Below are 23,590 nucleotides of genomic sequence, written 5' to 3'. Positions count from 1 at the left end.
CCGCACTTCCGTAATGGCTATGCTTCTGGCTTCCGCACTGCTCATGCAGGCTTGCGGCGGCGCAAACGACACCGCTCAATCTTCCAACAAAGAAACAACGGGGGCCGCTTCCACAAAAGAAAACGCAGCCTCACCGGTAAAAATCACCTTCTGGCATTCCATGAGCGGCGAGCTCGGGAAAGTGACGGATAAGCTGATCTCCGATTTTAACGCTTCCCAGAAAGACGTTCAGGTAGAAGGCATTTTCCAGGGAACTTACGACGAAAGCCTGAACAAAATGAAAGCGTCCATGGATTCCAAAAGCGGGCCGTCTCTCATTCAGGTTTATGAAATCGGCAGCCGTTATATGATCGACTCGAAAGCCATTACGCCCGTACAAAAATTCATCGATGCCGATAAATACGATCTCTCCCAGCTGGAAGAAAACATTACCCAGTACTACACCATCGGCGGCAAGCTGAATTCCATGCCTTTCAATACGTCTAACCCGATTCTCTACTATAACAAAGATATGTTCAAAGCCGCCGGTCTCGATCCGGAGAAGCCTCCAGTCACGTTCGATGAAGTTACCAAGGCGGCACAGGCCCTCTCCAAGGACGGCAAAGCGGGTGCATCGTTCGCCATTTACGGCTGGTTTATGGAGCAGTTTTTCGCCAAGCAGGGAGCCGAATATGTCAACAACGGAAACGGACGCACCTCACCCGCGACGGAATCCTATGTAAATAAAGAAGCGGGCCTTAAAGCTTTAACGTGGTGGAAATCTATGGTCGACAACAAAACCGCGCTTAACCTCGGACGCAAAACCGACGACACCAAAAAAGCTTTCGCGGCGGGCCAAATCGCCATGATGCTCGATTCCACCGCCTCCCTGAAAGGCATCGTCTCCACGGCGGAGGGCAAGTTCCAGGTAGGCACGGCCCCCCTGCCGAAACCGGCGGACGCCGCAGAAGGCGGAGTTGTCGTAGGCGGCGCCAGTCTTTATATTACGAACAACAAATCGGAAGCCGAACAGAAAGGGGCTTGGGAGTTCATCAAATTCCTGACCTCCCCTCAATCCCAGGCTTACTGGCATGTGAATACAGGCTACTTCCCGATCACGAAAAAAGCTTATGACGAGCAAATCGTTAAAGACAACCTCGTTAAATACCCGCAGTTTAAAACGGCAGTCGACCAGCTGCACGGAAGCAAAGCCAATACGGCCACGCAAGGCGCCGTAATGGGCGTATTCCCTGAAGCGAGACAAATCGTCGAGGGTGCCATTGAGGAAGCACTGAACGGCAAGAAAACGCCTCAGGCCGCTCTGGATGAAGCCGCCAAGTCGATTACCGAAAAGATCGGCAAGTACAATCAGACGGTTAAATAATTTAAAAGCAGGACAGAAGCGGACAGGATAACACAAGATGAACCTGCCGTTCCGGTAAAAAGAGCACAGCCCCGTGAGGCTGTGCTCTTTTTGTATGCTTGCTTCCGTGTGACGCAAGCGGCCTTAGCCGCACAACCTGCGATTCGAGATGACTCAGGAAACCGTTCGTCATCCACAGGCAGGCCGATGCCGGACTCCGGATTGCTCCTCACCGATCGAAACCCTTCCCGCTGCCCTTGAAGAAAAATCGGAGCCTACGGATGCTCTCCTCCGGATACAGAACCGCCACTGGCCGCGCTCAGCAAACCTGATTGCGCCCGTTGTGCTTCGCGCGGTACAGCGCTTTATCCGCTTCCTCGATCAGAAGATCGGGTGAAACCTCCGGAAAAGTAGCCGCCCCGATCGAGATCGTCAGGCGGATCGCCTTCCCGTCTCCGAGCAGGAAGGAATGGCGCTCCACTCTGGAGCGGATCTGCTCCGCATAGTGCAGAGCTTCTTTCCGGCCGCAGTCCGGGAGCAGGACCGCAAACTCTTCCCCGCCGGTCCGGCACACTTCATCCATTCTGCGGGATGAATCTCTCAGCAGCACCCCGATCTGCTGGAGAACCGCATCCCCTGCAGGGTGGCCGTACGTATCGTTGATTTTTTTAAAATAATCGATATCCAGCGTCAGTAGGGACAGTTCCTCCTGTTTACGACCCGCCGCTTGAACGAGCTCGTTAAAGAGCCTGTCGAAGGTGCGGTGATTGTTCAGGCCCGTCAAAAAATCGACATGCGACGCTTCTTTCATCAGCAGAAAAAGCTGGTGGGCTCTCACGATATAATTGACCATGTATCCGATAAAAAATCCGCCTACCGCCAGTGTACCGAGAATAACCGGCATAATAGGCAGGCTCGTCGTGCCTATGGCCGAAAATATAGCGGCTCCGGTCGTGACCAGGAGAACCGCCATCATTTTCGTCCAGCGCGACCAGTACCGCTTGTCCGCACTTCTTAACACAAGGCCTCCGGCAAGAGCGATAAAAAGTACATTCGCCGCGCCTATGAGGGCAGACAAGTTGGGGCCGCCGAACAAGGCGATGCGCGCAGCGGCAATGAGAACGGCGGCAATAAAGCCGGAATATATGCCTCCGAAATGCACGGCCAGCAAGACGGCATACCCGCGAAAATCAACGATGGTCTGGGGGGCGATCGGAATGCTGAAATACATTAAGACGATTCCGAATGCACCTGTTGCCAGACCGGTTTTTATCCGTGTCCACGGCTTCGTGAAATCCAACCGTTCATCTTTGTAGAGCTGACTGACGGCAAACAGAAATGCAAGCAGAAGAGCAAAATTGACGATTAATTCCTTTACGATGTAGAGACACCTCCTTAGAGGTTTGACTCGAATTTATAAGCCAGTGTACCTATTATTTGTACCTTCTTTAATACTGCGGACCTAGTTCAAATTCCTGTAAAAAAAGACATGCGTCAGAGAATTATCTCCGGCGCATGTCTGATTGTGTCTATTTTAAGAAGAAATAATGGAAGTTATTTGCCCAGCATATGGATCGGGTGGCCAAGCGCGCCTTCGGCGGCTTCAGCTACGATCTCACCAAGCGTCGGGTGAGCATGAATCGTGAGCGCGATATCTTCGAGCGTAGCTCCCATTTCGATCGCCAGACCGATTTCGGCAATCAGGTTCGATGCTTCTGGTCCTACGATTTGGGAACCGACAACAAGACCGGTGTCCTTGTTCGCTACGATTTTAACGAAACCTTCGGTCGCGTTCAGGGAAAGAGCACGGCCGTTAGCGGCATAAGGGAACTTGCCCACGGAAACGTTCATGCCTTTCTCTTTGGCTTCGGTTTCGTTAAGACCTACCGAAGCGATTTCCGGATCGGAGAATACAACGGCCGGGATGGCCTTGTAATCGACAACGCTAGGCTGTCCGGCAATAGCTTCCGCCGCTACTTTACCTTCGTAAGAAGCTTTGTGCGCCAGAGCCAGGCCTGGAACGATATCGCCGATAGCGAAGATGTGCGGAATGCTCGTGCGGCCCTGCTCGTCAACTTCAATCAGACCGCGGTCGGTCAATTTCACGTTGATCAGGTCGAGGCCAAGCTCGCCGTCCGTGTTCGGACGACGTCCGACAGTTACGAGCACGTAGTCGGCCGTTACTTTCTTCTCTTCGCCTTTGACCGTGAACGTTACCGTGACGTCGTTCTCGGTTTGCTCGGAGCTTTGAGCAAGAGCTTCCGTGAACACTTCCACGTTCAGTTTGCCCAGGTTTTTGGCAACCAGGCGGGTCATTTCTTTCTCGAAGCCCGGAAGAACCGTATCGGAACCTTCAAGTACCGTTACTTTCGTACCGAATTTCGCGAAAGTTTGACCCAGCTCGATACCGATGTATCCGCCGCCGATCACTACCATGCTTTTCGGAATTTCTTTCAGTTCCAGCGCTTCGGTCGAGGAAAGAATACGTCCGCCGAACGGGAACGGCTTCAGCTCGATCGGACGGGAACCGGTCGCGATGATGCAGTGCTTGAAACGGTAGCGCGGAGCTTCTTGTTCATTGAAAACACGCGCTTCGTTTTCGTTGATGAACATGACTTCGCCCTGGAACATTTGCACTTTGTTGCCTTTGAGCAGACCGGCAACGCCGCTGGTCAGCTTTTTCACAACGGAAGCTTTCCACTCTTGGGTTTTCGCGTAGTCCAGCTTAACGTTCTCCACGCTTACTCCCATCACTTCGGAATGCTGGGCCGCTTCGTACTGGTGCGCCGCGGAAATAAGAGCCTTGGAAGGGATACAGCCGCGGTTCAGGCAGACGCCGCCCCACTCGGATTTATCCACGATCAGAACGCTTTTGCCAAGCTGTGCAGCGCGGATGGCAGCCACATAGCCGCCGGGACCCGCACCAATTACCAGAACGTCAATATCTAAAGAAGCATCTCCTACTACCATCGCTTTATACCTCCATCACGAGCAGCTCGGGATCGTTAAGCAGCTGCTTGATATAGTTCATGAAATTTTGTGCTGTTGCGCCGTCAACCAGACGGTGGTCGAAGCTGAGAGACAGAGCCATTACCGGAGCAATGACGATTTCACCGTTCTTCACGACAGGCTTCTCGGAAATACGGCCGGTGCCGAGAATGGCGACTTCCGGATAGTTGATAACCGGAGTGAAGAACATACCGCCGGCGGATCCGATGTTGGTAATCGTGACCGTGCCGCCTTTCATTTCGTGCGGAGTCAGCTTGCCGTCGCGGCCGCGTGTGGCCAGATCGCGGATGGAATCCGCAATCATCCAGATGTTTTGACGGTCCGCATGGTGAATGACAGGTACGAGAAGTCCGTTGTCCGTATCGGTTGCGATACCGACATTAAAGTATTTCTTGTACACGATCTCCTGCTTTTCTTCGTCGATCATGGCGTTCATGACCGGGAACTGGCGGCAGGCCGCTACGAGCGCTTTAACGATGAACGGCAGGTAAGTAAGCTTAACGCCTTTCTTCTCGGCAAGCGGCTTCGCTTTGGTGCGGAGCGCGACGAGCTGCGTCACGTCGACTTCATCCAGCAGTGTCACGTGAGGAGCCGTATGCTTGGATTTCACCATGGCATTGGCGATCACTTTGCGGATGCCTTTGAACGGAATGCGCTCTTCTTCCAGCTCGCCTTGTACCGCAGGTGCGGAGGCCGCTTTGGAAGGAGCCGCTTTCTCCTGAGCAGGCTGATCGGCCTGTGCAGCGGATGCACCGCCGGATTTGAAGCCTTCGATGTCTTCGCGGGTAATGCGGCCGTTCTTGCCTGTGCCGGACACTTCCGCGATGTTGATGCCCTTCTCGCGCGCAAATTTGCGTACGCTAGGAGTGGCCAGAATGTCTTTAGGGGCAGCCGACGGCTTGCCGCCTTCGGATTTCTTCGTTTCTTCCGGAGCCGGTGCAGTCGGAGCGCCCTGGTCTTCCTTCTTAGGAAGCTCAGTCGAAGGCGCGTTGGAAGGAGCCGGTGCAGCCGCTTCCGGTGAAGGAGCCGCAGCGGAAGTTTCCGATTCCGGAATCTCGCCTTCCGCGTCGATGATCATGACCACTTCGCCGACGTGGCAAACTTGGCCTTCCTTGATCAGCACTTCCTGAATCTGGCCGTTAACCGGGCAAGGAACTTCCACGACTGCTTTGTCGTTCTGAACTTCCATCAGAATCGTATCGTCATCAACCTTGTCGCCCGCTTTAACATTGACTTTGACAATCTCGCCTTCATGAATGCCTTCGCCAAGTTCCGGGAACTTATATTCAAAACGTGCCAAGAAGAACAACCTCCTATATTGAGTAGTAAAATCGTGGAGCCGCAGGCAGGATTAGAAATCCAGCACTTGGTTCAGCCCGTCGATAATGCGGGCAGGTGTCGGAAGCCACTGATCTTCGATTTGGGCAAACGGATAAACCGTATCCGGAGCGGCCACGCGGAGAACCGGCGCTTCCAGATGCAGAATAGCCTTTTCGTTGATTTGTGCGATAATTTCAGCGGCAGCACCCGACGTTTTCTGTGCTTCCTGCACCACAATGGCACGGTTGGTTTTCTTGATGGATTCGACAATCGTGTCGATGTCCAAAGGCATCAGCGTACGGACGTCGATGACTTCCACTTTCACGCCGCGGGTTTTCTCGATCTCTTCCGCAGCTTTCAGGGAAGTGTGAACCATGGCGCCGTAAGTGATGATCGTAGCGTCGGAACCTTCGCGAACGACGTTCGCTTTGCCCAGCTCTACCGTGTACTCGCCTTCCGGAACTTCCTGGCGGAAAGAACGGTACAAGTTCAGGTGTTCCATGAAGAATACCGGATCGTTGTCGCGGATCGCCGCGATCATAAGGCCTTTCGCATCGTACGGGTTAGAAGGAATTACTACTTTAATACCCGGTGTTTGGATCATCAAACCTTCCAGGGAGTCCGTGTGAAGCTCGGCTGCCTTAACGCCGCCGCCGAAAGGCGTACGGAATACGATCGGAGCCTGGTAGCTGCCGCCGGAACGGTAGCGCATACGGGCTGCTTGTACAGCCATTTGGTCCAGCGCTTCATAAATGAAGCCCACGAACTGGATTTCAGCGATCGGACGGAAGCCTTGAGTCGCCATACCTACAGCCAGACCGCCGATAGCGGATTCGGCCAGCGGAGTATCGAATACCCGATCCTCGCCGAATTCTTTCTGGAGTCCTTCCGTTGCACGGAACACGCCGCCCACATGGCCTACGTCTTCACCGAACAACACAACGTTCTTATCTCTTGCAAGCTCTACGCGCATAGCGTCTTGAATCGCTTGAATCATCGTCATTTGTGCCATGACATCTACTGCCTCCCATATCGTTCTTCTATCAGAGAACACGGCCTTAGACCGGAATATTTAGTGTAAAAAGGGTTGGCGGCCGTCCAAAGAGGCCGCTGACCGTCTGCTGGCTGCGTCTGCGGTCTCGCTTAGGAGAACTGCGCTTTTTGCTCTTCCAGGTGCTTCGGAGTCGTTTCGAACATGGAATCGATCAGGCCGCCTACCGTCATTTTCTCGGTTTGCTCGGCTTTTTTGATCTGCTCCGCTACAGTCGCTTTCGCTTCCTCTTTCACTTTCGCTTCTTCTTCCTCGCTCCAGAGGCCCTTCTGCGTCAGATAAGTACGGAAGCGTACGATCGGATCTTTAGGCGCCCATTCGCCTTCTTCGTCCTTCGTACGGTATTTCGTCGTGTCGTCCGCCATGGAGTGCGGCTTGAAACGGTAAGTAAGGGATTCGATCAGCGTAGGGCCTCCGCCGTTGCGGGCAATTTCAGCCGCTTCGGATACGGCCGCGTAAACGGCCAGAACGTCCATGCCGTCTACCTGAACGCCGCGGATACCCGCTGCCAGCGCCTTATGGGCGATGGATTGAGCGCCGGTCTGCTTGGAGAACGGAGTCGTGATCGCGTAACCGTTGTTCTGTACCATGTAAATAACCGGAAGCTTGAACGCTCCGCCGAAGTTAAGACCTTCGTAGAAATCGCCCTCGGAGCTTCCGCCGTCGCCGGTATACGTAATGGCAACGCGCTTCTCGCCTTTTTTCTTGAACGCCATGCCGATACCGGTAGCGTGCAGGATTTGAGCGCCGATGATGATCTGAGGCATCAGAACGTTCACATCCGCAGGTACCTGGCCGCCGTGCTGATGGCCGCGGGAGTATAGGAACGCCTGATACATCGGCAGACCGTGCCATACGATTTGCGGCATATCGCGGTAGCCCGGGCAAATGAAGTCTTCTTTGTTAAGAGCGAATTCGCTGCCGATCATGGAAGCTTCTTGTCCGGAAACCGGCGCATAGAAGCCAAGGCGGCCTTGACGTCCCAAATTGATCGCGCGTTCGTCCCAAACACGGGTGAACACCATGCGGCGCATAAGTTCTTTTAATTGGTCGTCACTAAGTTTCGGCATTTTCTCTTCATTAACCACGGTTCCGTCCGGCCCGATAATGGTCAAGGGCTGTACTTGCCCGGAACTTACTTCATACTGCGGCTTGCTCATGTGATTGTCACCTCATCTATGATTTTCATGCCAGGAAAAAGACTTTCTGTTATACTAATTATTATAAACCTGTTTCGTATGGAATATCAACAGGTAACTTGCTGTAATAACGCCCGTATATCGATTCGGGATAGTACAGATGTTTTATATATATAATACAGATCAACAAAACCTTTACACTATTATAATACAACCTCCTTTAAAGGAGTAAAGAAAGGATGCCCGTTATGACCGATTCCAGACACTATAAAAGAACCATTGTAAAAGAGGAAATCAGCTCCAAGCACCTCGATTCGACACGATCCGTGCGTATTTTCCTGCCTCCGGGTTATAACGAAGTTCTGTCGTATCCGGTCATTTACTGTCAGGACGGAGAAGAATTTTTTAACTTCGGCCGGATAGCGACCACCATGACCGCAGGCATCCTCGACCACGGCTGGGAGCCGGCCATTATCGTAGGCGTCGACGTAAACGTCAAAATCCGGACCTCGGAATATTCGCCGGACGGGGAAAACCACGAGGCGTACATCCGCTTCTTCGCGGAAGAGATGCTCCCCTTCGTCGAGTCCAAGTATGCCGTACGCACCGACAAAAGCGAACGTATCCTGGCAGGAGATTCCCTCGGAGGCACGGTTTCTCTGCATCTTGCCCTAACTTATCCTCACCTCTTTGCAAGAGTTATATCCCTGTCCGGCGCTTTTTTGGAACCGACCCGCAGCCGTCTGCAGTCCGAGGGAGATCTTTCCTGGCTGGAACTGTACATGCTGATCGGCCTGGACGAGGAGGAGGTTAAGACCGAGCGCGGCACCTTTGACTTCGTGGAGGCGAACCGGCTCTCGAAAGCTCTTCTCGAACAAAAAAACGTCCGCCTCTTCTATGAAGAAAAGCCGGGCAAACACGTGTGGGGCTTCTGGCAGAAGGAGCTTCCCGCGATTTTGGAAAGATTTTTCGGCTAACGGTCTGAACGATAAAAAAACCTCCATGTCCACGAAATTTCGTGGACATGGAGGTTTTTTGTTGGGTACGGGAGGCTTGCGCCGGCGAAGCGCTAATCCGCGGCCTTGAAGCCGTAGCGCTCCCGCATCGTGCGCATCATCGCCGCGATGTCTTCGTCCGCAGCGAATTCCCGGTAATCCGCTGCACGCACCCGCGTCTGACGGGCGAGCCATTCGCCCGTCAGACGGCAGAACGCGGGCGAAGTGAGACCGGCGCCCGCGTACTCGGCAAGGCTCGTCATGCGCCCGGGCTCCACGTCCGGGTAGCTGTCCGGCGCCGCGCCCTGCCCCGCCTCGTCGTAAAACGAGCGCGCCACGGCGGCTTTCTCCGCCCCGGTGCCCTCCACGACGACGAAAGCCTGCACCGACAGCGCGCGTGCCTGCCTGCGCTGGGCGATGCCGCAAAACTTGCGGCCGCCGACGCTCAAATCGAAATCGCCGGGGCAGTAGGAGCCGGCGATTTCCCCTTTGGCGACGCCCGTATTCCAATCTGCCAGGACACCGCCCAGAAAGCGGTACATGGTTTCGAAATCATCGTGAAAATCTATTTTGCCCACAGGTTTGGGTGTAATCAAAGTTACATTCACTACTCCCGGATCCAGCGGCACGGCTGCTCCCCCGGAATTGCGCACAATCACCGCTCTTCCTTCCCTGCCTATTCTGTCCGCCGCTTGGGGGGCATAAGGCAGCCGGCTGTCCCGGAGACCGAGTACCAGACCTTGGGGGTGCCTCCACAAATGAACGATGGGGTCGGCTCCTTCCCCCACTTTGCGGATGAGCAGCTCTTCGAGGGCAAACGGAAACAACAAATCCGCCTCCAGGTCCCCGGAGCGGTCAAGGAGCGTAATCTTTTCGGGTAATAACGGCAATGATTCCATTCGGCAATTCTCCTTCTGACTATCGGTCCATCCTCTGATGCAGTTCGGCACGGCATTAGCCGTTTATTTGTTTATTGTAGGGGAAACAAGGCGCCTGCCGCAAGGACGGGTTCATTTTCTTCCATCAGGATGTGAAGTGTGGCATTTTCCAAGTAGGAAATTTGTATAACTCTATCGAAGTAATACACAGCTGAACAATTGTGGAAAATAATGCCTAGGTATACTGTCCTAATCTTATCTGAAATACGGGACGGACTTCCTATAAATCCCTAAAGATAGTAGGCGAACCGTATGTCGATCAGTTTTCATGAAGTATTGTTTAACGTCCTGATATCGTGTTCACCTGTGATCTTGTCCCCTTTCTTCGATGATAGCAATCCGTTAAGCAAAAAATCGTATAAGCCTATGATGACACTCGTGAGCATTCTGGCTGCACTCGCATGCGCGACTTATCCCTACAGCTCCGGCAGCGGAATCAAGCAAAGCTTGTTCATGATCCCCCTCGTAAGCAGCTTTCTGCACGGAGGTCTTCTTCCTGCCTTAGCCGTTTCGGCCAGCCTTCTGCTTCTGCATGGATTCGTTTTCCCGGCCTCTTTACCGGCAGATGCGGTTTTTCTGCTCATATGCGCCTGCTTTGCCGGGCTGCACCTCAAATTTCACAAGACAGAGAGCCGGTTCTCCGTTTTTTTATGTCCCGTCCTTCTGTCCGCGGGTCTGGGTTTTATGTTTATGGCTTTTCAAGTCTTTTTCCATCGCAAGGACCAGCTGCCTCTTCCGCACGATTTTTTTTCCTTTCATGCGTTCTCTATTTTATTGCACGGTATTTCCATGGCCATTGTCATCTGTTTGTCTGAATTAATCCGAGAGAGCCGAGTCAGCCGGCTGGAATCGCAGCGGGCGGAAAAGCTAAACGTCCTCGGCGAATTGGCCGCTTCCGTGGCGCATGAAATCCGTAATCCGATGACGGTTGCCAGAGGTTTTCTGCAAATTTTATCCCAGACGGAAGTTAACGAAGAAAAGAAAAAAATGTACACCGCGATGGCGATCGAAGAAATGGACCGCGTCCAGCAAATTATTACAAGCTATCTCGCCTTCGCCAAGCCTCAAGCCGAAATAACCGAGCCGGTATCCGTAAGCGGTATCATAGTCAGCCTGGTCCAGCGCATTCAAGGATACGCCGGCAGCGGCAAGGTTCAGCTGGAAACGCACGCTCCCCCGTCTTTATGGATCACGGCAAACGCGGAAAAATTGATCCAATGCCTCGTGAATCTGTCGCGAAACGGAATCGAAGCGATGCCGGAAGGCGGACGCTTGCGAATAGAAGCTTATCCCGAGCCGAAAAGCGTCTGCATCTCCATCGAAGATACCGGAGTCGGGATGGACGCGGAAGAAATCGCCCGCCTCGGCTCCCCTTTTTATTCCACGAAACAAAAGGGGACCGGACTCAGCGTCATGGTCGCGTTCCGCATCATCGAAACCTTCAGCGGAAAGGTGCAGGTGACGAGCGTGCCCGGCCGGGGAACCCGCGTGCTTGTCACACTCCCCCGGGCGGCGAAACCGCCCCAGCTCGCTTCCGCGCAGGATCAGTTCGGCTGATCCGCCAGCATGTCCAGGATCTCACGCGCCAGCGGAACCGCTTCTGAAGGCGCTTCCGGCGCAGCTTCGCGAATGACGACAGCTACGGCATACCGGGGAGCATCGACGGGCCCGTAGCCGATAAACCACTGGTTAACGGTCTCGTGCGATCCCGACTGTACCTGCGCCGTGCCCGTCTTTCCGGCCAGCGGCCACTTCGCCGCATTCAACTGTCCGGCCGTTCCGCTACGCACGACGAGCCTCATCTCCCGCAGGAGTTCGCTTGTTGCCCTAGGAGAGAGAAAATCCTTCGCACCCGGGAGAAACTTGGGCGGAAACGAGTCCAGGGTCAGGCCGTCCCGGAACCGGATCTCTTTCACGAGGCGCGGAGCGCGAGCTTTTCCCCGGTGCAGGACGGTTACGACCAGATTCGCCGCCTGAAGGGGCGTCACTTGGACGTCTCTCTGGCCGATGGCGGTCTGCAGGCGGACTCCTTCATCGTCTCTCGGTGTTTGTGCGCCGAAGAGCTGGCCGCCTTCCTCACCGTCGAGCTGAGCGACCGCGGCCCCTCCCGTGAGGCTCCCTTTCCATCCGACGGGAGTCAGCAGCCCCAGATTCCGTGCATAGGCTTCCAGCTCGTCCGAATCCAGACGCCGCATCACTTCTCCGAAAACGATATTGCACGATTGGGCAAATCCTTCTTCGAACGTAAGCTTTCCGTGACCTTCCTTCTTCCAGCAGGTAAACCCGTATTTCCCCCATGCCCCGTGGCAGTCAAAAGTCTCATCCGGCTTAACAACGCCTTTCTCGAGTGCCGCTGCGGCTACAACCGTTTTGAAAATCGAACCCGGCGCTGCAGCTTTGACTCCCAAATTGGCCCAGTCTCCATCTATCGCGTTGATCTCCTCCGGATGGAATGACGGTTTGGAAGCCATCGCCACGATATCCGCATTGGCGGCATCCAGGACGACGACCGCCCCTTTTGTAATTCCCCGTCTCGTCATCCTTTCTTCGATGCTCCGCTGTATGCCCGAATCCAGTGTAGTCATCAACTGCAGGGGATAACGGGACTGATCCGGTGAAATCAGTCTGGCGCTTAGAGCGTCCAGCGGCCGTTTACCCGCATCCGTAAACACGGATAAAGTGCGTTCCCCGATGCCCCGCAGCCGGGACTCGAACGTTTTCTCGAGTCCGGATACTCCAATCTCGCTGGTAAGCGTCAAATGTCCGGCCGCAAGCTCGCGGGCGTACAGGCCGGAGATCCGCTCCGGGTTCTGCCCGATGTAGCCGATCACCTGCGCTGCGGCGGGATGATCCGGATAGCGGGTTTTGTACTCCGTCACCTGCACGTAAGAGAGCCCGCTCCCCTCAAGCAGAGCGATTTGGGAAGGCGTTAATTCCAGCGGTTCTTTCACAGACTCGCCGGATTTGGAAGATAGTTCGCCGTTCTTTCCCCCATCCGGAGTCGTCAGGCTCCCCGTCCATAAAAGCGGCTCCTTCACCTGTTTTACAAAAGCCTTCCAGTCGTCCGCCGTCACCCCGAAAGCTCCGCTGACCTTCCGAAGCTGTTCGGCCGAGCCCGTGTAATCGGGGTGGACCGGAAAAATGATGGCCGTCCGGATTGTTTTGCCGGTCAGAGGCTTCAAATTCCGGTCGTACATGTCTCCTCTTCCCGTATCGAGCACAATGCTTTTCTGACGCTGCAAAACGGAGTTTTTGACCAGATCTACCTCATAAGACGAAAAGCGGTGGGGTCTCAGCACCTGGATCCAAAATAGCCGCGCGGCCAGGATTGCCAGAATACCGGTCAACCCGAGCAGCAGCAGAAGTTTGCGGCGCGGGTCCGTTTGGATGCTATCGATGCCGTTACCACCGTCGGTGCCGCTTTCCTCAAGCGGGATCCCCGCCCGGGAATCTGTCTTTTCTTTTCCGGCAGTACCGGGTAATTCTTTGCCCATACATTCACCGCTCCCGTGTCCGCTTCTTTTGATTCCAGTATAGACAAGGGGGAATGCGCCCAAACCTTCCATTCGGGGACGAAAAAAAAGAAAAACGCCCGCTTCCGGCTTTCCGGAAACGAGGCGTTCTGCGAGATCACAACGTAAACTTGGACAGCGTGTCTTTCAGGGAATTCGAGAGGTTCTCCAATCTGTCCGACAGCTTCACCAAATTCTGGCTGATGCTGAGCTGCTCGGAGCTGAGGGAAGCAACTTCCTCGGAAGTCGCCAGGGATTGCTCCGCCACGGCACTCACATTCGTCATCGCATCGGACAAGACGGCTTGCGACTGATCGAGCTCGCTTATCGATTCCGTCACCGCGTTCAACCGTTCGATAAATTGGCTCATGTGATTCTGGACTTGGGCAAAAATCCCGTCCGCTTCTTTCACGGCACCGATTTGCTGATTGAAGAGCGGGTAGGCTTGATGAAGCACGTGAACGGTTTCGTCGATTTCGCGCTGAATCGTTTCCGTAATCTGGGCCACAACGTCGATGGACTGCTTGGACTGATCCGCCAGTTTGCGGATTTCATCGGCCACCACCATAAATCCTCTGCCTGCCGTTCCGGCTCTTGCAGCCTCGATCGTTGCGTTAAGAGAGAGGATATTCGTCTGCTTCGTCAGATTGTGCAGCATCTCCAGTATTTTGCGGATGGACCGGGTGCTCTCTTTCAGGTTGTCGACCTTCTCCACCATGGAACGGGTCATCACTTCCGTCTGGCCGGTTTTGTCCATCAGCTCTTCCATGTACTTCGTGCCCTGCTCGCCCGAGCTTCGGACGCCGGAGGCCGCCGTTCCCATTTCCAGGTTAGCGGACATCACCTGCTTCATTTTCTCGCCGATATGATGCGTCAGCTCGTTCCCGCGTTCGGACTCGGAGGCGAGCCCTGCGGCTCCTCCCGAGATCTCGTCGGTCGCTACCGCGATTTCCTTGGCGGAAGTCGCCGTAATCTTGGAGGCGTTCGCGACTTCCGAGGCCGTGTTCAGCACTTCCTGGGCGGATTCGTTCGTCTGGCGGACCAGCGTCGTAATCTGCTCCATCATCATGTCGAAGTTTTCTCCAAGCATGCCGATTTCGTCCCGGCTCTTAAGATTCGCCCGGACCTTCAGGTTGCCCTGGGCGCCCTGCTTCATAAGTCCGGCCAGTCCGGCCAGCGGCCTGCCGATCATTCTCGCCACGAAAATGCCGATAAATGCGGCGATAACGGCCGCCACAAGGGCAATTACCAGCGTCAGGTTGAAGATCACGTTCGCGTCTTTAACCAGTTCTCCGACCGGCATGCTTCCTACAAGGAACCAGCCGGTACCGGCAAATTTCGAATAAACGTTCTGCGTCTGTTTATCCGATGACAGGAAGTCGCCGGAAGCCGTCTTCTGCTTCTCTTCACTGATCGTAACCGGGGACGGTTTTGCGAGAAGCGCTTGATCTTTCGCATAAATCAGCTTGTTGAACGCATCCGAAATGTACATCGTGCTGTCATCGCCGAGCTGGATAAGCCCAAGCTCTTTTTCCAGGATCGACGTAGGAATTTCCATCAGAAGCATCGCGATCGGCGTGGAAGTGCTCGTCGAATTCAGGTAGCGGCCCATGGCGACACTCGGTTCTCCGCTGAAATAACCTTTCGGTTTCGTATCGAGCCATAGCGGCTGCCCGCTGGTTTTGGATACGGCCTGGAACCAGTCCGTTTTTGTAATTTCATCCGTCGTAGCGTTCAAGGAAGCTCCGTTGGAGTTGATCATCTGACCGTCTGTTTTCAACAGCGTTATGCTTTTGATCGATTTGTTGGAAAATAAATAGGAATTCACTTTTTCCGTAATTTTACGGGTGACTTCGAGCTGCTCGTATGTACCCTCTTTAACCTCGTTGCGCGTATCAAGCAGGCGCTGCAAATCGGCATCGAGCATCATCTGCATCGTTAAATCTTCAAAGCTGCCGAAAAGAAGATCGAGCTTCTGGCTCGCCTGGATCATGGTCTGCTTCGACGCTTCGCTCACTTTGTTGCGCACGACGCTTTTCGAAAGCTGGTACGAGGTGATCCCCACGGTCAGAACAAAAAATAAAATACTGACGATAAAAATAAGAAACAATTTCATGCCTACGGATTTTGCCGGGTTGGTCAATCCCATAGAGGAAGAAATAAAACCGCCTCCCGATTGTCCCGGCTTCGGAGCGCCCCCTGCCGGAGCTTGTTTCTTTTGAAAACGCTCTCTTAACTGGGTTGCTGTCTGTGTAAGCTTTTTGATCATGGGCACCACCATCCATTTTTTTTAGGAAGAAAGTCTTACGTAAAAAACTTAATATCCCCAGTATTTTCTACTTTTGTTTTAATGTTCGACGACGATTTGTGTTTTTCCTCTTCGATTTGTGCCATTTTTCCTATAAAGGTATCTTTTTTTGATTATACAGACCTAGAAATAAAAAAAAATACCGCCCGGCCTAAGCCAGTCGGTATTAAAATCCATTAACGGGTACGCTTGCGCATCATATCCAGCGGTTTAACCGGCTGCTCGGTTTGAATGCGGATAAGCTGGAGAGGATGACGAGCCGCATCGAGCTCGGCGCCTTCCTCGTCGCGAATGACATCCACCCGCTGCTTGAAGTGCGTGCCTCCCGGACCGAAGAATTCCACTTCCGCACCCGGTTTGAAGTAATTGCGCTGCTGGATGACGGCGGTTCCCGTCTTCTCGTCATACTCCATGACTACGCCGACGAAATCGTAGCTCGCCGCCTTGTCCTCCGGTCCGAAAATATGATCTTCGGGACCGGGCGCTTCGTAGAAAAATCCGGTATTCAGCGGACGGTTAGCCGCTTTATTGATCTCGTCGCGCCAGAGCGGTTTGACCGCATAGGCTGCCGGATTTTCAAAATAGCTGTCGATGGCTTGGCGATAGGCATTAACAACCGTCGCCACGTAATGGATGCTTTTCATTCTGCCTTCGATTTTAAAACTGTCCACGCCGGACTCGATCATATCGGGAATATGCTCGATCATGCATAAATCCTTGGCGCTCATCATAAACGCATCTTCCTCTTCGCCGTACAGGGGAAAGTCGGGCGCAAGCGGATCGGACAAGGGAGCTCCCTTGGCGTACAGATCGTACTTCCAGCGGCAGGATTGGCAGCACCCTCCCCGGTTCGAGTCGCGGTCCGTAAAATGGTTGGACAGGACGCAGCGTCCGGAGTAGGAGCTGCACATCGCTCCGTGAATAAACGCTTCGATCTCGATATCGACATGCCGTTTGATCTCGTCGATATCCTCCATGCTCACTTCGCGGGCAAGAACTACCCGCTCGATGCCTTCTTCTTTCCAAAATTGTACCGTCTGCCAGTTCATGACCGACTGCTGGGTGCTTAAGTGCACCTCCAGCTTGGGAGCCACGCGTCTGGCGGCGTCCATAATAATCGGGTCGGCGGCGATGATAGCCGAAATGCCGGCTTCCTGAAGCTCTCTCAAATAGTCTTCGATTCCCTCGATGTCTTCATTGTGGGCATAAATATTCGTCGCCACGAAAACTTTGGCGCCGTAACGTTTAGCAAACTCGACGCCTTCGCGCATTTCTTCGAAGGTAAAGTTGTCGGCGTTGGAGCGCAGACCGTACTTCTGGCCGCCGATATACACGGCATCGGCCCCGTAATGGACGGCAAACTTAAGCTTCTCCAGACTTCCCGCCGGGGCAAGCAGCTCCGGCTTGTCCAGACGAACGCGTCTGCCGCGCGCACGCTCGTTAACAGCTGCGGCCATACTCATGGTGGTTCACCTCAATATACTTGTTCTTTGTAGAAAAAGCCGAAAGACAATTCCCTGGCCGGATCTTGCAGGCGCCGGATAGGCTCCAGCATTTCGTCGTTGAATTTGTAAGAATCCGGATCCGCACAGTAGGCATCAATCACTTGACGGTATGCCCTTACCACGGTTTCGTTATATTCGGCGGATTTCAGCAGTCCTTCAATCTTAAGGCTGTCTATGTTCCCCTTGAGCAGCTCATGAAGATCTTCCAGCATACAGATATCGTCGGAACTCATCACGTGGGTTCCGTTGCTGTCCTCATAAATCGGATACCGCTCCTCCTGGCGTTCCTGCTCAATCAGGAAAAGGCCGTTATCCATGGAGCGGTCGACACTGTTCGCATCTTTTCCCAGATGCTCCACGTAATTGGCGACCAGGCTGCGGCGGGAATGGTAAATATTCGTCATCCCGTGCACTTGAACCTGAACTTCCAACTTGGCGTGACGCTTGAATTCAAGCGTTTCCTCCAGGTTCAGTTCCCTGGCCAGAACCGCACGCACGGCCCCGCGGGACGCCCAGTAATTCGCGGTTGCGTAGTTCGTCGTCGTCATTTCCGCATTCCAGTGAAGCGGGAGCTTAAATTCCGCTTTGTTCACCATCCGCAGTACGGCGGGATCTCCATATACGGCTCCGTCCACACCGATAGCGGATAGGGCGGCAAGATATTTCTCAACTTCAGGCAGCGCTTCGTTATCGAAAACATTGTTTACAGCCGCATAGACTTTAGCGCCTTTAGCATGAACGTAAGGAACCAGTTCCTCCAGTTCTTGAATCGTCACATCGCCCGGAAGGCGCATGCCGAATGCCGCTTCGCCGACCAGCACGGCGTCCGCCCCGGCTTGTATGAATCGCTTCGCTTCCTCTACTGTTCCTGCCGTTATAAGCAGCTCGGGTTTTGGAATCAACCTCGTCACCTTCTTATTTCGCGTTTTTCTCGGTTTGCTTGCTCTTTTCGATGTTGGCCAGATGCTGCGCATAGGTCTCTCCGAACAAATGTCCCTGGCTGCCGTCTTTTTTCGTTACGTAATAAAAGTATTTCGACTCCGCCGGATACAGCGCCGCCTCGATGGACGCCAAGCTTGGACTCGCGATGGGTCCCGGAGGCAGTCCCGGATTTTTATACGTATTATAAGGGCTTTCGATCTTCAGATCGCTTTCGAGCAGTCTTTCTTTCTGCTTGCCCAGCGCATACTGCACAGTCGCGTCGATCTGCAGCGGCTGTTTGATTTTCAGCCGGTTGTAAATGACGCTTGCCACGAGCGGACGTTCCTCGTCCACAACCACTTCACGCTCGATCAGGGAAGCGATCGTCATCATCTGATGGAATGTCAGCCCGCTTGCCTTCAGCTTGTCCTTCCAATCCGCGGGAAGGCTCTGCAGCCGCTTGTCCAGCTGATCGACCATGAGGGTGATCAGTTTCTGCTCGGTAGCATCCTTGGGGATATCGTACGTATCCGGGAACAGATACCCTTCCAGCCTATGCTTGAGTTTGGCGTCCGCCGGAATTCCGGCAAGCAGCTCTTCCCCTTCCGTTGGTTTGTACACTTCCGCCGCCTTAACGAAGGCAGACGCTTCCAACCCCTCATGCTGTCCGACTTTGTCGGCAATCTGCGTGACTGTGTATCCCTCGGGTATAGTCAGTCGGTTCGCTTTTGCCGTCTGCCCGTTGTTCAGCATCGCAATAATTTCATCCGTTCCGATCCCCGGCTTCATCGCATACTCGCCGGCTTGGAAACGGCCGCCTTCGTTCTTCCATTTCAAGTAATACATAAAAACGGAGGCGTTGCGGATAATGCCTTCCTGCTCAAGCTTGGAAGCGATATTTTTCACGCCGTCGCCGGATACGATCTCGACCTTCTTTTCCTGATCGGAAGCCGAGGTCGGCTGCAGTTCTCCCCGTATATAATAAGCCGCGGCCGCAGCACAGCCGGCTAAGAGCAGAACAATCACCAGCAGCCCGGTCATCAAGCGTTTTATTCGTGATTTAGGACGATGCATAAGTTCCTCCGCAATAGTCATCTTGGTCAATCATCTGCATGAAAAAGAGCGGATTTGACTCCGCTCTGGTTTGCTTTAGTTTTCTTAAGGTTCGTCGTGTTCCGGAAACGTGAGTTCGTCGTACAATTCGGAGACGGTTTCCCACTCTTCGTCATCTTCGATGGTTTCCAGCTCCAGTGTGCCTTCCGAATCCCGGGATACCCGGAACACGGACACTTCGCCTTCTTTCTTCATCTCTTCCGATTGCAGAACGGCGTAGTGGCGGTCTTCATGGAGAATCTCCGTCAAGATGCGAAAGACGGTGGATTCGTCCTGTTCGTCGAATAAAATAATATCATCTCCGAAGGAACTCCGCAACTCGTTCGTCTGTTTTACACTCATGCTTCTTCTTCCTCTTCGGCGATTAGTGTATTAAACGTTTCTTCAACGATATTCCATTCTTCCTCGTCCTCGATGGTGTAAAGCTTCAGATCGTCGCCGTTCTCGTCTTCCTCGTAACGAAATGCGTACACTTCGTCGGATTCCTCGTCGCCTTCAACCGGCACGACCATCATGTACTTTTTGTCGGAACCATCCACTTCGAATTTCATGACGACTTCGAATTCTTCTTCGTTGCCCTCATCATCGGGGATATAAATAATTTCCGCTTCCTCTTGCTGAAAATCCTCTTCTTTAGCCATGGTTCCATCACCTCATCGTTTAGAGTCCATATATCCCTGCAGAATCAGCACGGCGGCGATCTTATCGACCACCTGCTTGCGCTTCTTCCGGCTAACGTCCGCCTCCAAAAGAGTGCGGGTCGCGGATACCGTAGTCAATCGTTCGTCCCACATGCGGACGGGCAGGTTAAACGTCTCGGTCAACTGTGCGGCGAATTCCTGACAAAGCTCGCCGCGCGGCCCGATCGAGCCGTTCATATTTTTGGGGAGGCCGACCACGATCTCCGTTACTTCGTACTCCCCAATTAACCGCCGCAGGTGGTCTAAATCGTGTTGCGGACTGGCTCTGCGTATAACCTCGATCCCTTGGGCGGTAAGCCCGAGAAGATCGCTGACGGCAACGCCGATTGTTTTGTCGCCATAGTCTAGGCCCATCGTTCTCATACGTGTGAACTCCTAAGCCGGACCCGTCTGCCGGGAATCGGCGCAGGCCCGTTTATTTATGCTCTTTGAGATAAGAGCGCACCAATTCTTCGATCAGTTCGTCGCGTTCCCGTTTGCGAATCAGGCTCCGGGCGTTATTGTGCCGGGGAATGTAAGCCGGATCCCCGGAAAGCAAGTAACCGACGATTTGATTGATCGGATTGTAGCCTTTCTCCTGCAGAGCGTCATAGACAGTTAATAGCACTTCTTTGGGGGATGTTTCGATCTCATCGGCTTTGACATTGAATTTCACCGTTTTGTCCATAAAATCCATGAAAGGCACCTCCAATGTTTGCTTTTTCAAACTCTATCGGTTGCACATGCTGTTAATCCCGCTATTGTCATATATTCTCTGCGGGACGGAAAATTCCTGTTCCCGCAGGAAAATTTAAGAAATCTGTCCGGCCACAAGCGCTTCGACGCCGTCCAGCGCCTCCTGGAGCTTGGACGGGTCCTTGCCTCCGGCCTGGGCCATATCGGGGCGTCCGCCGCCGCCGCCGCCGCATTTCGCCGCGGTTTCTTTGATCAGCTTGCCGGCATGAAGCCCTTTGGCGATCAGATCCGGCGTAACGGCGGCAACCAGGTTGACTTTGTCGCCTGCGACGGCGCCGAGCACGATCACGGCCGAGCCCAGCTTCGCTTTCATTTCATCCACGATGCCCCGCAGGGAATCCATATCGGATGCGCTCACCTGGGCGGCCAGGACCGGAACGCCCGCCACTTCTTTCAGGCGGCCTTCCAGCGCGCCCGCTTCAATGCGGCCCAGCTTGGCCCGCAGCGACTCGTTCTCGCGCGCCAGCTCTTTCATCTGCTGGAGCGTGGAGTCCAGACGCTTCGGCACATCCGCGGCGTTGGCCTTGAGAACGCCGGCCGCATCCCTCAGCAGCTGCAGTTGGCCGTCCACGTACTCGTAGGCCTGACGGCTTGTCACCGCTTCGATGCGGCGGATACCGGAACCGATTCCGGATTCGCTGACAATCTTGAACAAGCCGATTTCGCCCGTGCTCAGTACGTGGCAGCCGCCGCAAAGCTCGAGGCTGTAATCGCCGACGCGGACGACGCGGACGATGTCGCCGTATTTCTCGCCGAACAGCGCCATGGCGCCCATCGCTTTCGCTTCGTCGATGCCGCGAAGGGAGATGTCCACCGGCGTGTTCGCCCAGATTTGAGCGTTCACGCGGCGTTCGACATCCTGCAGTTCTTCCGGCGTGATTCCGCCGAAGTGGGAGAAATCGAACCGCAGGCGGTCCGGTTCAACGAGGGAGCCCGCCTGGTTAACGTGCGTGCCGAGCACTTCCTTCAGCGCTTTATGCAGCAGGTGAGTGGCCGTGTGGTTCTTCACGGTATCTCCGCGAAGCTCGCCGGAGACTTGCGCCGTAACCGCATCGCCCGTGCGCAGGATGCCCTGCTCGACGGTCACGCTGTGAACGTGCTGGCCGTGCGGCGCTTTGCCGACTTCGAGTACGGCGGCGCGTACGCCGTCGCCCGCGATGACGCCGCGGTCGGCTACCTGTCCGCCGCTTTCGGCGTAGAACGGCGTCCGGTCGAGTATGACCTGGCACGTTTCGCCGGTTCCCGCCGCATCCACAAACTCGTTGTCGTGCACGATCGCCAGCACTTTGGCTGGAACTACCAATTCAGTGTATCCAACAAATTCACTTTTATCCGTAAACTCGGAGAGCGCTCCACCCTGCACTTTCATGCTGCCGGATTTGCTCCGGTTGCTGCGCGCACGCTCGCGCTGCTCTTCCATCGCCGCTTCGAATCCTTCGCGGTCGACGGCCAGTCCCTGCTCGTTCGCGAAATCCTCCGTCAAATCGACCGGGAATCCGTACGTGTCGTACAGCTTGAACGCATCCGGCCCGCTGATGGCGCGCCCGCCCGCCGCACGCGTGCTCTCGACCATGCCGGCTAGAATGGCAAGACCGTCGGACAGCGTTTCGTGAAAACGCTCTTCCTCGATGCGGATGATTTTCTCGATGAACTCGCGTTTCTCCACGACTTCATTGTAGTAAACGCCCATGATTTCGCCTACGACCGGAACGAGCCGGTACAGGAACGGTTTATCCATGCCGAGTACTTTGCCGTAGCGGACGGCGCGGCGCAGAAGTCTGCGGATCACGTAGCCGCGGCCTTCGTTCGTAGGCAGTACGCCGTCTCCCACCGCAAAAGCGACGGTACGGACGTGGTCGGCGATGACCTTCAAAGCCACGTCAAATTCTTCGTTCTCCTTGTACTTCACGCCCGCGATGCGGCAGGTCGCTTCAATGATCGGCTGGAACAAATCCGTGTCGAAGTTGGAGTCCACATCCTGCAAAATCGAAGCGAAACGCTCCAAACCCGCGCCCGTATCGATATTCTTGTTGGGCAGCGGCGTGTAGCTGCCGTCTTTGTTGTGGTTGAACTGGGAAAATACGAGGTTCCACACTTCCAGGAAACGCTCATTCTCTCCGCCCGGCCAGCATTCTGGATCGTTCAGATCGCCGTATTTGTCTCCGCGGTCGTAGAAGATTTCCGTACAAGGTCCGCACGGGCCTTCCCCGATATCCCAGAAGTTCTCGTCGAGCTTGTAAATACGCGCTTCCGGCAGACCGATCTTTTTATTCCAAAACTCAAAAGCTTCCGTATCCTCGGGATACACGGTGACCGACAAACGCTCCGGATCGAACCCGATCCATTTCGGGTCCGTCAGAAATTCCCAGGCCCAAGTGATGGCTTCTTCTTTGAAGTAGTCGCCGATGGAGAAGTTTCCGAGCATCTCGAAAAATGTATGGTGACGGCGGGTTTTGCCGACATTCTCAATGTCGTTTGTACGGATGCATTTCTGCGCGTTTACGATTCTGGGATTCTCGGGAACGACACGACCGTCAAAATAAGGTTTGAGCGGCGCCATCCCGGCGTTGATCCATAGAAGAGAAGGGTCGTTGTGAGGCACGAGCGAGGAGCTCGGCTCGACTTTGTGTCCTTTGCTGGCGAAGAATTCCAGCCACTTGGAACGAATTTCACTTGCTTTCATTGCGTTTCGAGCCTCCGTTTGTTGAAATGGTTTTGGTTTAGTAGGCTTGGACTGCTGCTCCTTCGGCCCTCTCTACAGGAAACAAAAAACGCCCCTGTTATCAACAGGGACGAAAAATTCGCGGTACCACCCTGGTTATCGGATGACGTGCAGGCAGGCGCCTTGCCGTTTCATCCAATCTCCTCGTTGCGGACGATAACGGATCCGCTTGCCGTTGGGCTTATGTGACTTGTCACCCACACTCCGAAATGAGCGTTCGGCCATCCTTCATGAAAGGTTCTCGCAGCCTTCTTCTATAGAAGAAGGAACCTTCTCTCT

General features: G+C 54.3%; 19 protein-coding genes. 3 read left to right on the top strand and 16 right to left on the bottom strand.

Annotation, left to right across the window (positions count from 1 at the left end; genetic code table 11):
- Nucleotides 1-43 precede the first annotated feature (43 nt).
- Entirely contained in the window at nt 44-1,363 is a 1,320-nt protein-coding gene (locus ACI48J_RS06930) for an ABC transporter substrate-binding protein (protein ID WP_405083189.1), read from the top strand.
- A 298-nt stretch (nt 1,364-1,661) separates the two neighbouring features.
- On the opposite strand, the gene ACI48J_RS06925 is transcribed toward ACI48J_RS06930, so the two are convergent.
- From ACI48J_RS06925 to pdhA, 5 genes are all read right to left on the bottom strand, one after another.
- The gene (locus ACI48J_RS06925) at nt 1,662-2,573 is read right to left on the bottom strand and encodes a diguanylate cyclase (RefSeq protein WP_405082259.1); all 912 of its coding nucleotides are present in this window, start codon (nt 2,571-2,573) and stop codon (nt 1,662-1,664) included.
- A 323-nt stretch (nt 2,574-2,896) separates the two neighbouring features.
- Nucleotides 2,897-4,312 (bottom strand): dihydrolipoyl dehydrogenase, encoded by a 1,416-nt coding sequence (gene lpdA / locus ACI48J_RS06920; protein ID WP_103993394.1) that lies wholly within the window; start codon nt 4,310-4,312, stop codon nt 2,897-2,899.
- A gap of 4 nt (nt 4,313-4,316) precedes the next feature.
- A complete protein-coding gene (locus tag ACI48J_RS06915) occupies nt 4,317-5,651 on the bottom strand; it encodes a dihydrolipoamide acetyltransferase family protein (protein ID WP_405082258.1) in 1,335 nt (444 codons plus the stop codon).
- A gap of 51 nt (nt 5,652-5,702) precedes the next feature.
- A complete protein-coding gene (locus ACI48J_RS06910) occupies nt 5,703-6,683 on the bottom strand; it encodes an alpha-ketoacid dehydrogenase subunit beta (RefSeq protein WP_009673352.1) in 981 nt (326 codons plus the stop codon).
- A 131-nt stretch (nt 6,684-6,814) separates the two neighbouring features.
- Entirely contained in the window at nt 6,815-7,882 is a 1,068-nt protein-coding gene (pdhA, locus tag ACI48J_RS06905) for a pyruvate dehydrogenase (acetyl-transferring) E1 component subunit alpha (protein ID WP_405082257.1), read from the bottom strand.
- A 227-nt stretch (nt 7,883-8,109) separates the two neighbouring features.
- On the opposite strand from pdhA, the gene ACI48J_RS06900 reads away from it, so the two are divergent.
- Complete coding sequence (locus ACI48J_RS06900; protein ID WP_405082256.1) at nt 8,110-8,838, top strand: alpha/beta hydrolase; 729 nt, start codon at nt 8,110-8,112, stop codon at nt 8,836-8,838.
- Nucleotides 8,839-8,930: 92 nt separating this feature from the next.
- Here ACI48J_RS06900 and ACI48J_RS06895 read toward each other — a convergent pair whose 3' ends face one another.
- A complete protein-coding gene (locus tag ACI48J_RS06895) occupies nt 8,931-9,755 on the bottom strand; it encodes a biotin/lipoate A/B protein ligase family protein (RefSeq protein WP_405082255.1) in 825 nt (274 codons plus the stop codon).
- A 291-nt stretch (nt 9,756-10,046) separates the two neighbouring features.
- Between ACI48J_RS06895 and ACI48J_RS06890 the strand changes: the two genes are divergently transcribed.
- Nucleotides 10,047-11,351 (top strand): ATP-binding protein, encoded by a 1,305-nt coding sequence (locus ACI48J_RS06890; protein WP_326050837.1) that lies wholly within the window; start codon nt 10,047-10,049, stop codon nt 11,349-11,351.
- Here the strand turns inward: ACI48J_RS06890 and ACI48J_RS06885 are convergent.
- The 10 genes from ACI48J_RS06885 to alaS form a co-directional block, all read right to left on the bottom strand.
- Nucleotides 11,339-13,288 carry a peptidoglycan D,D-transpeptidase FtsI family protein gene (locus ACI48J_RS06885; RefSeq protein WP_405082254.1) on the bottom strand — a complete coding sequence of 650 codons (1,950 nt, stop codon included), beginning with the start codon at nt 13,286-13,288 and terminating at the stop codon, nt 11,339-11,341. The two genes, ACI48J_RS06890 and ACI48J_RS06885, sit on opposite strands and share 13 nt — an antisense overlap.
- A 136-nt stretch (nt 13,289-13,424) precedes the next feature.
- The gene (locus ACI48J_RS06880; RefSeq protein WP_405082253.1) at nt 13,425-15,575 is read right to left on the bottom strand and encodes a methyl-accepting chemotaxis protein; all 2,151 of its coding nucleotides are present in this window, start codon (nt 15,573-15,575) and stop codon (nt 13,425-13,427) included.
- A 215-nt stretch (nt 15,576-15,790) separates the two neighbouring features.
- Nucleotides 15,791-17,071 carry a U32 family peptidase gene (locus ACI48J_RS06875; protein ID WP_405083188.1) on the bottom strand — a complete coding sequence of 427 codons (1,281 nt, stop codon included), beginning with the start codon at nt 17,069-17,071 and terminating at the stop codon, nt 15,791-15,793.
- 17 nt (nt 17,072-17,088) lie between these two features.
- Nucleotides 17,089-18,021, bottom strand: coding sequence for a peptidase U32 family protein (locus tag ACI48J_RS06870; protein ID WP_326050832.1), 933 nt, complete (start codon nt 18,019-18,021; stop codon nt 17,089-17,091).
- A 13-nt stretch (nt 18,022-18,034) separates the two neighbouring features.
- Nucleotides 18,035-19,114, bottom strand: a complete 1,080-nt coding sequence (gene mltG, locus ACI48J_RS06865) for an endolytic transglycosylase MltG (RefSeq protein WP_405082252.1) — start codon at nt 19,112-19,114, stop codon at nt 18,035-18,037.
- Nucleotides 19,115-19,198: 84 nt separating this feature from the next.
- Nucleotides 19,199-19,495 carry a DUF1292 domain-containing protein gene (locus ACI48J_RS06860; protein ID WP_009676585.1) on the bottom strand — a complete coding sequence of 99 codons (297 nt, stop codon included), beginning with the start codon at nt 19,493-19,495 and terminating at the stop codon, nt 19,199-19,201.
- On the bottom strand, nt 19,492-19,794 hold the full coding sequence (locus tag ACI48J_RS06855; protein WP_009676589.1) for a DUF1292 domain-containing protein: 303 nt from the start codon (nt 19,792-19,794) through the stop codon (nt 19,492-19,494). The genes ACI48J_RS06860 and ACI48J_RS06855 overlap by 4 nt, the downstream gene beginning before the upstream one ends.
- A 12-nt stretch (nt 19,795-19,806) precedes the next feature.
- The gene (gene ruvX / locus ACI48J_RS06850) at nt 19,807-20,217 is read right to left on the bottom strand and encodes a Holliday junction resolvase RuvX (protein ID WP_009676576.1); all 411 of its coding nucleotides are present in this window, start codon (nt 20,215-20,217) and stop codon (nt 19,807-19,809) included.
- Nucleotides 20,218-20,269: 52 nt separating this feature from the next.
- The gene (locus tag ACI48J_RS06845) at nt 20,270-20,530 is read right to left on the bottom strand and encodes an IreB family regulatory phosphoprotein (protein ID WP_009676594.1); all 261 of its coding nucleotides are present in this window, start codon (nt 20,528-20,530) and stop codon (nt 20,270-20,272) included.
- 114 nt (nt 20,531-20,644) lie between these two features.
- A complete protein-coding gene (gene alaS / locus ACI48J_RS06840) occupies nt 20,645-23,272 on the bottom strand; it encodes an alanine--tRNA ligase (protein WP_405082251.1) in 2,628 nt (875 codons plus the stop codon).
- Between the last annotated feature and the right edge of the window lie 318 nt (nt 23,273-23,590).

The organism is Paenibacillus chitinolyticus, assembly GCF_045038035.1.
Lineage (GTDB): Bacteria > Bacillota > Bacilli > Paenibacillales > NBRC-103111 > Paenibacillus_F > Paenibacillus_F chitinolyticus_A.
This window is presented reverse-complemented; position numbering and strand designations above follow the sequence as displayed.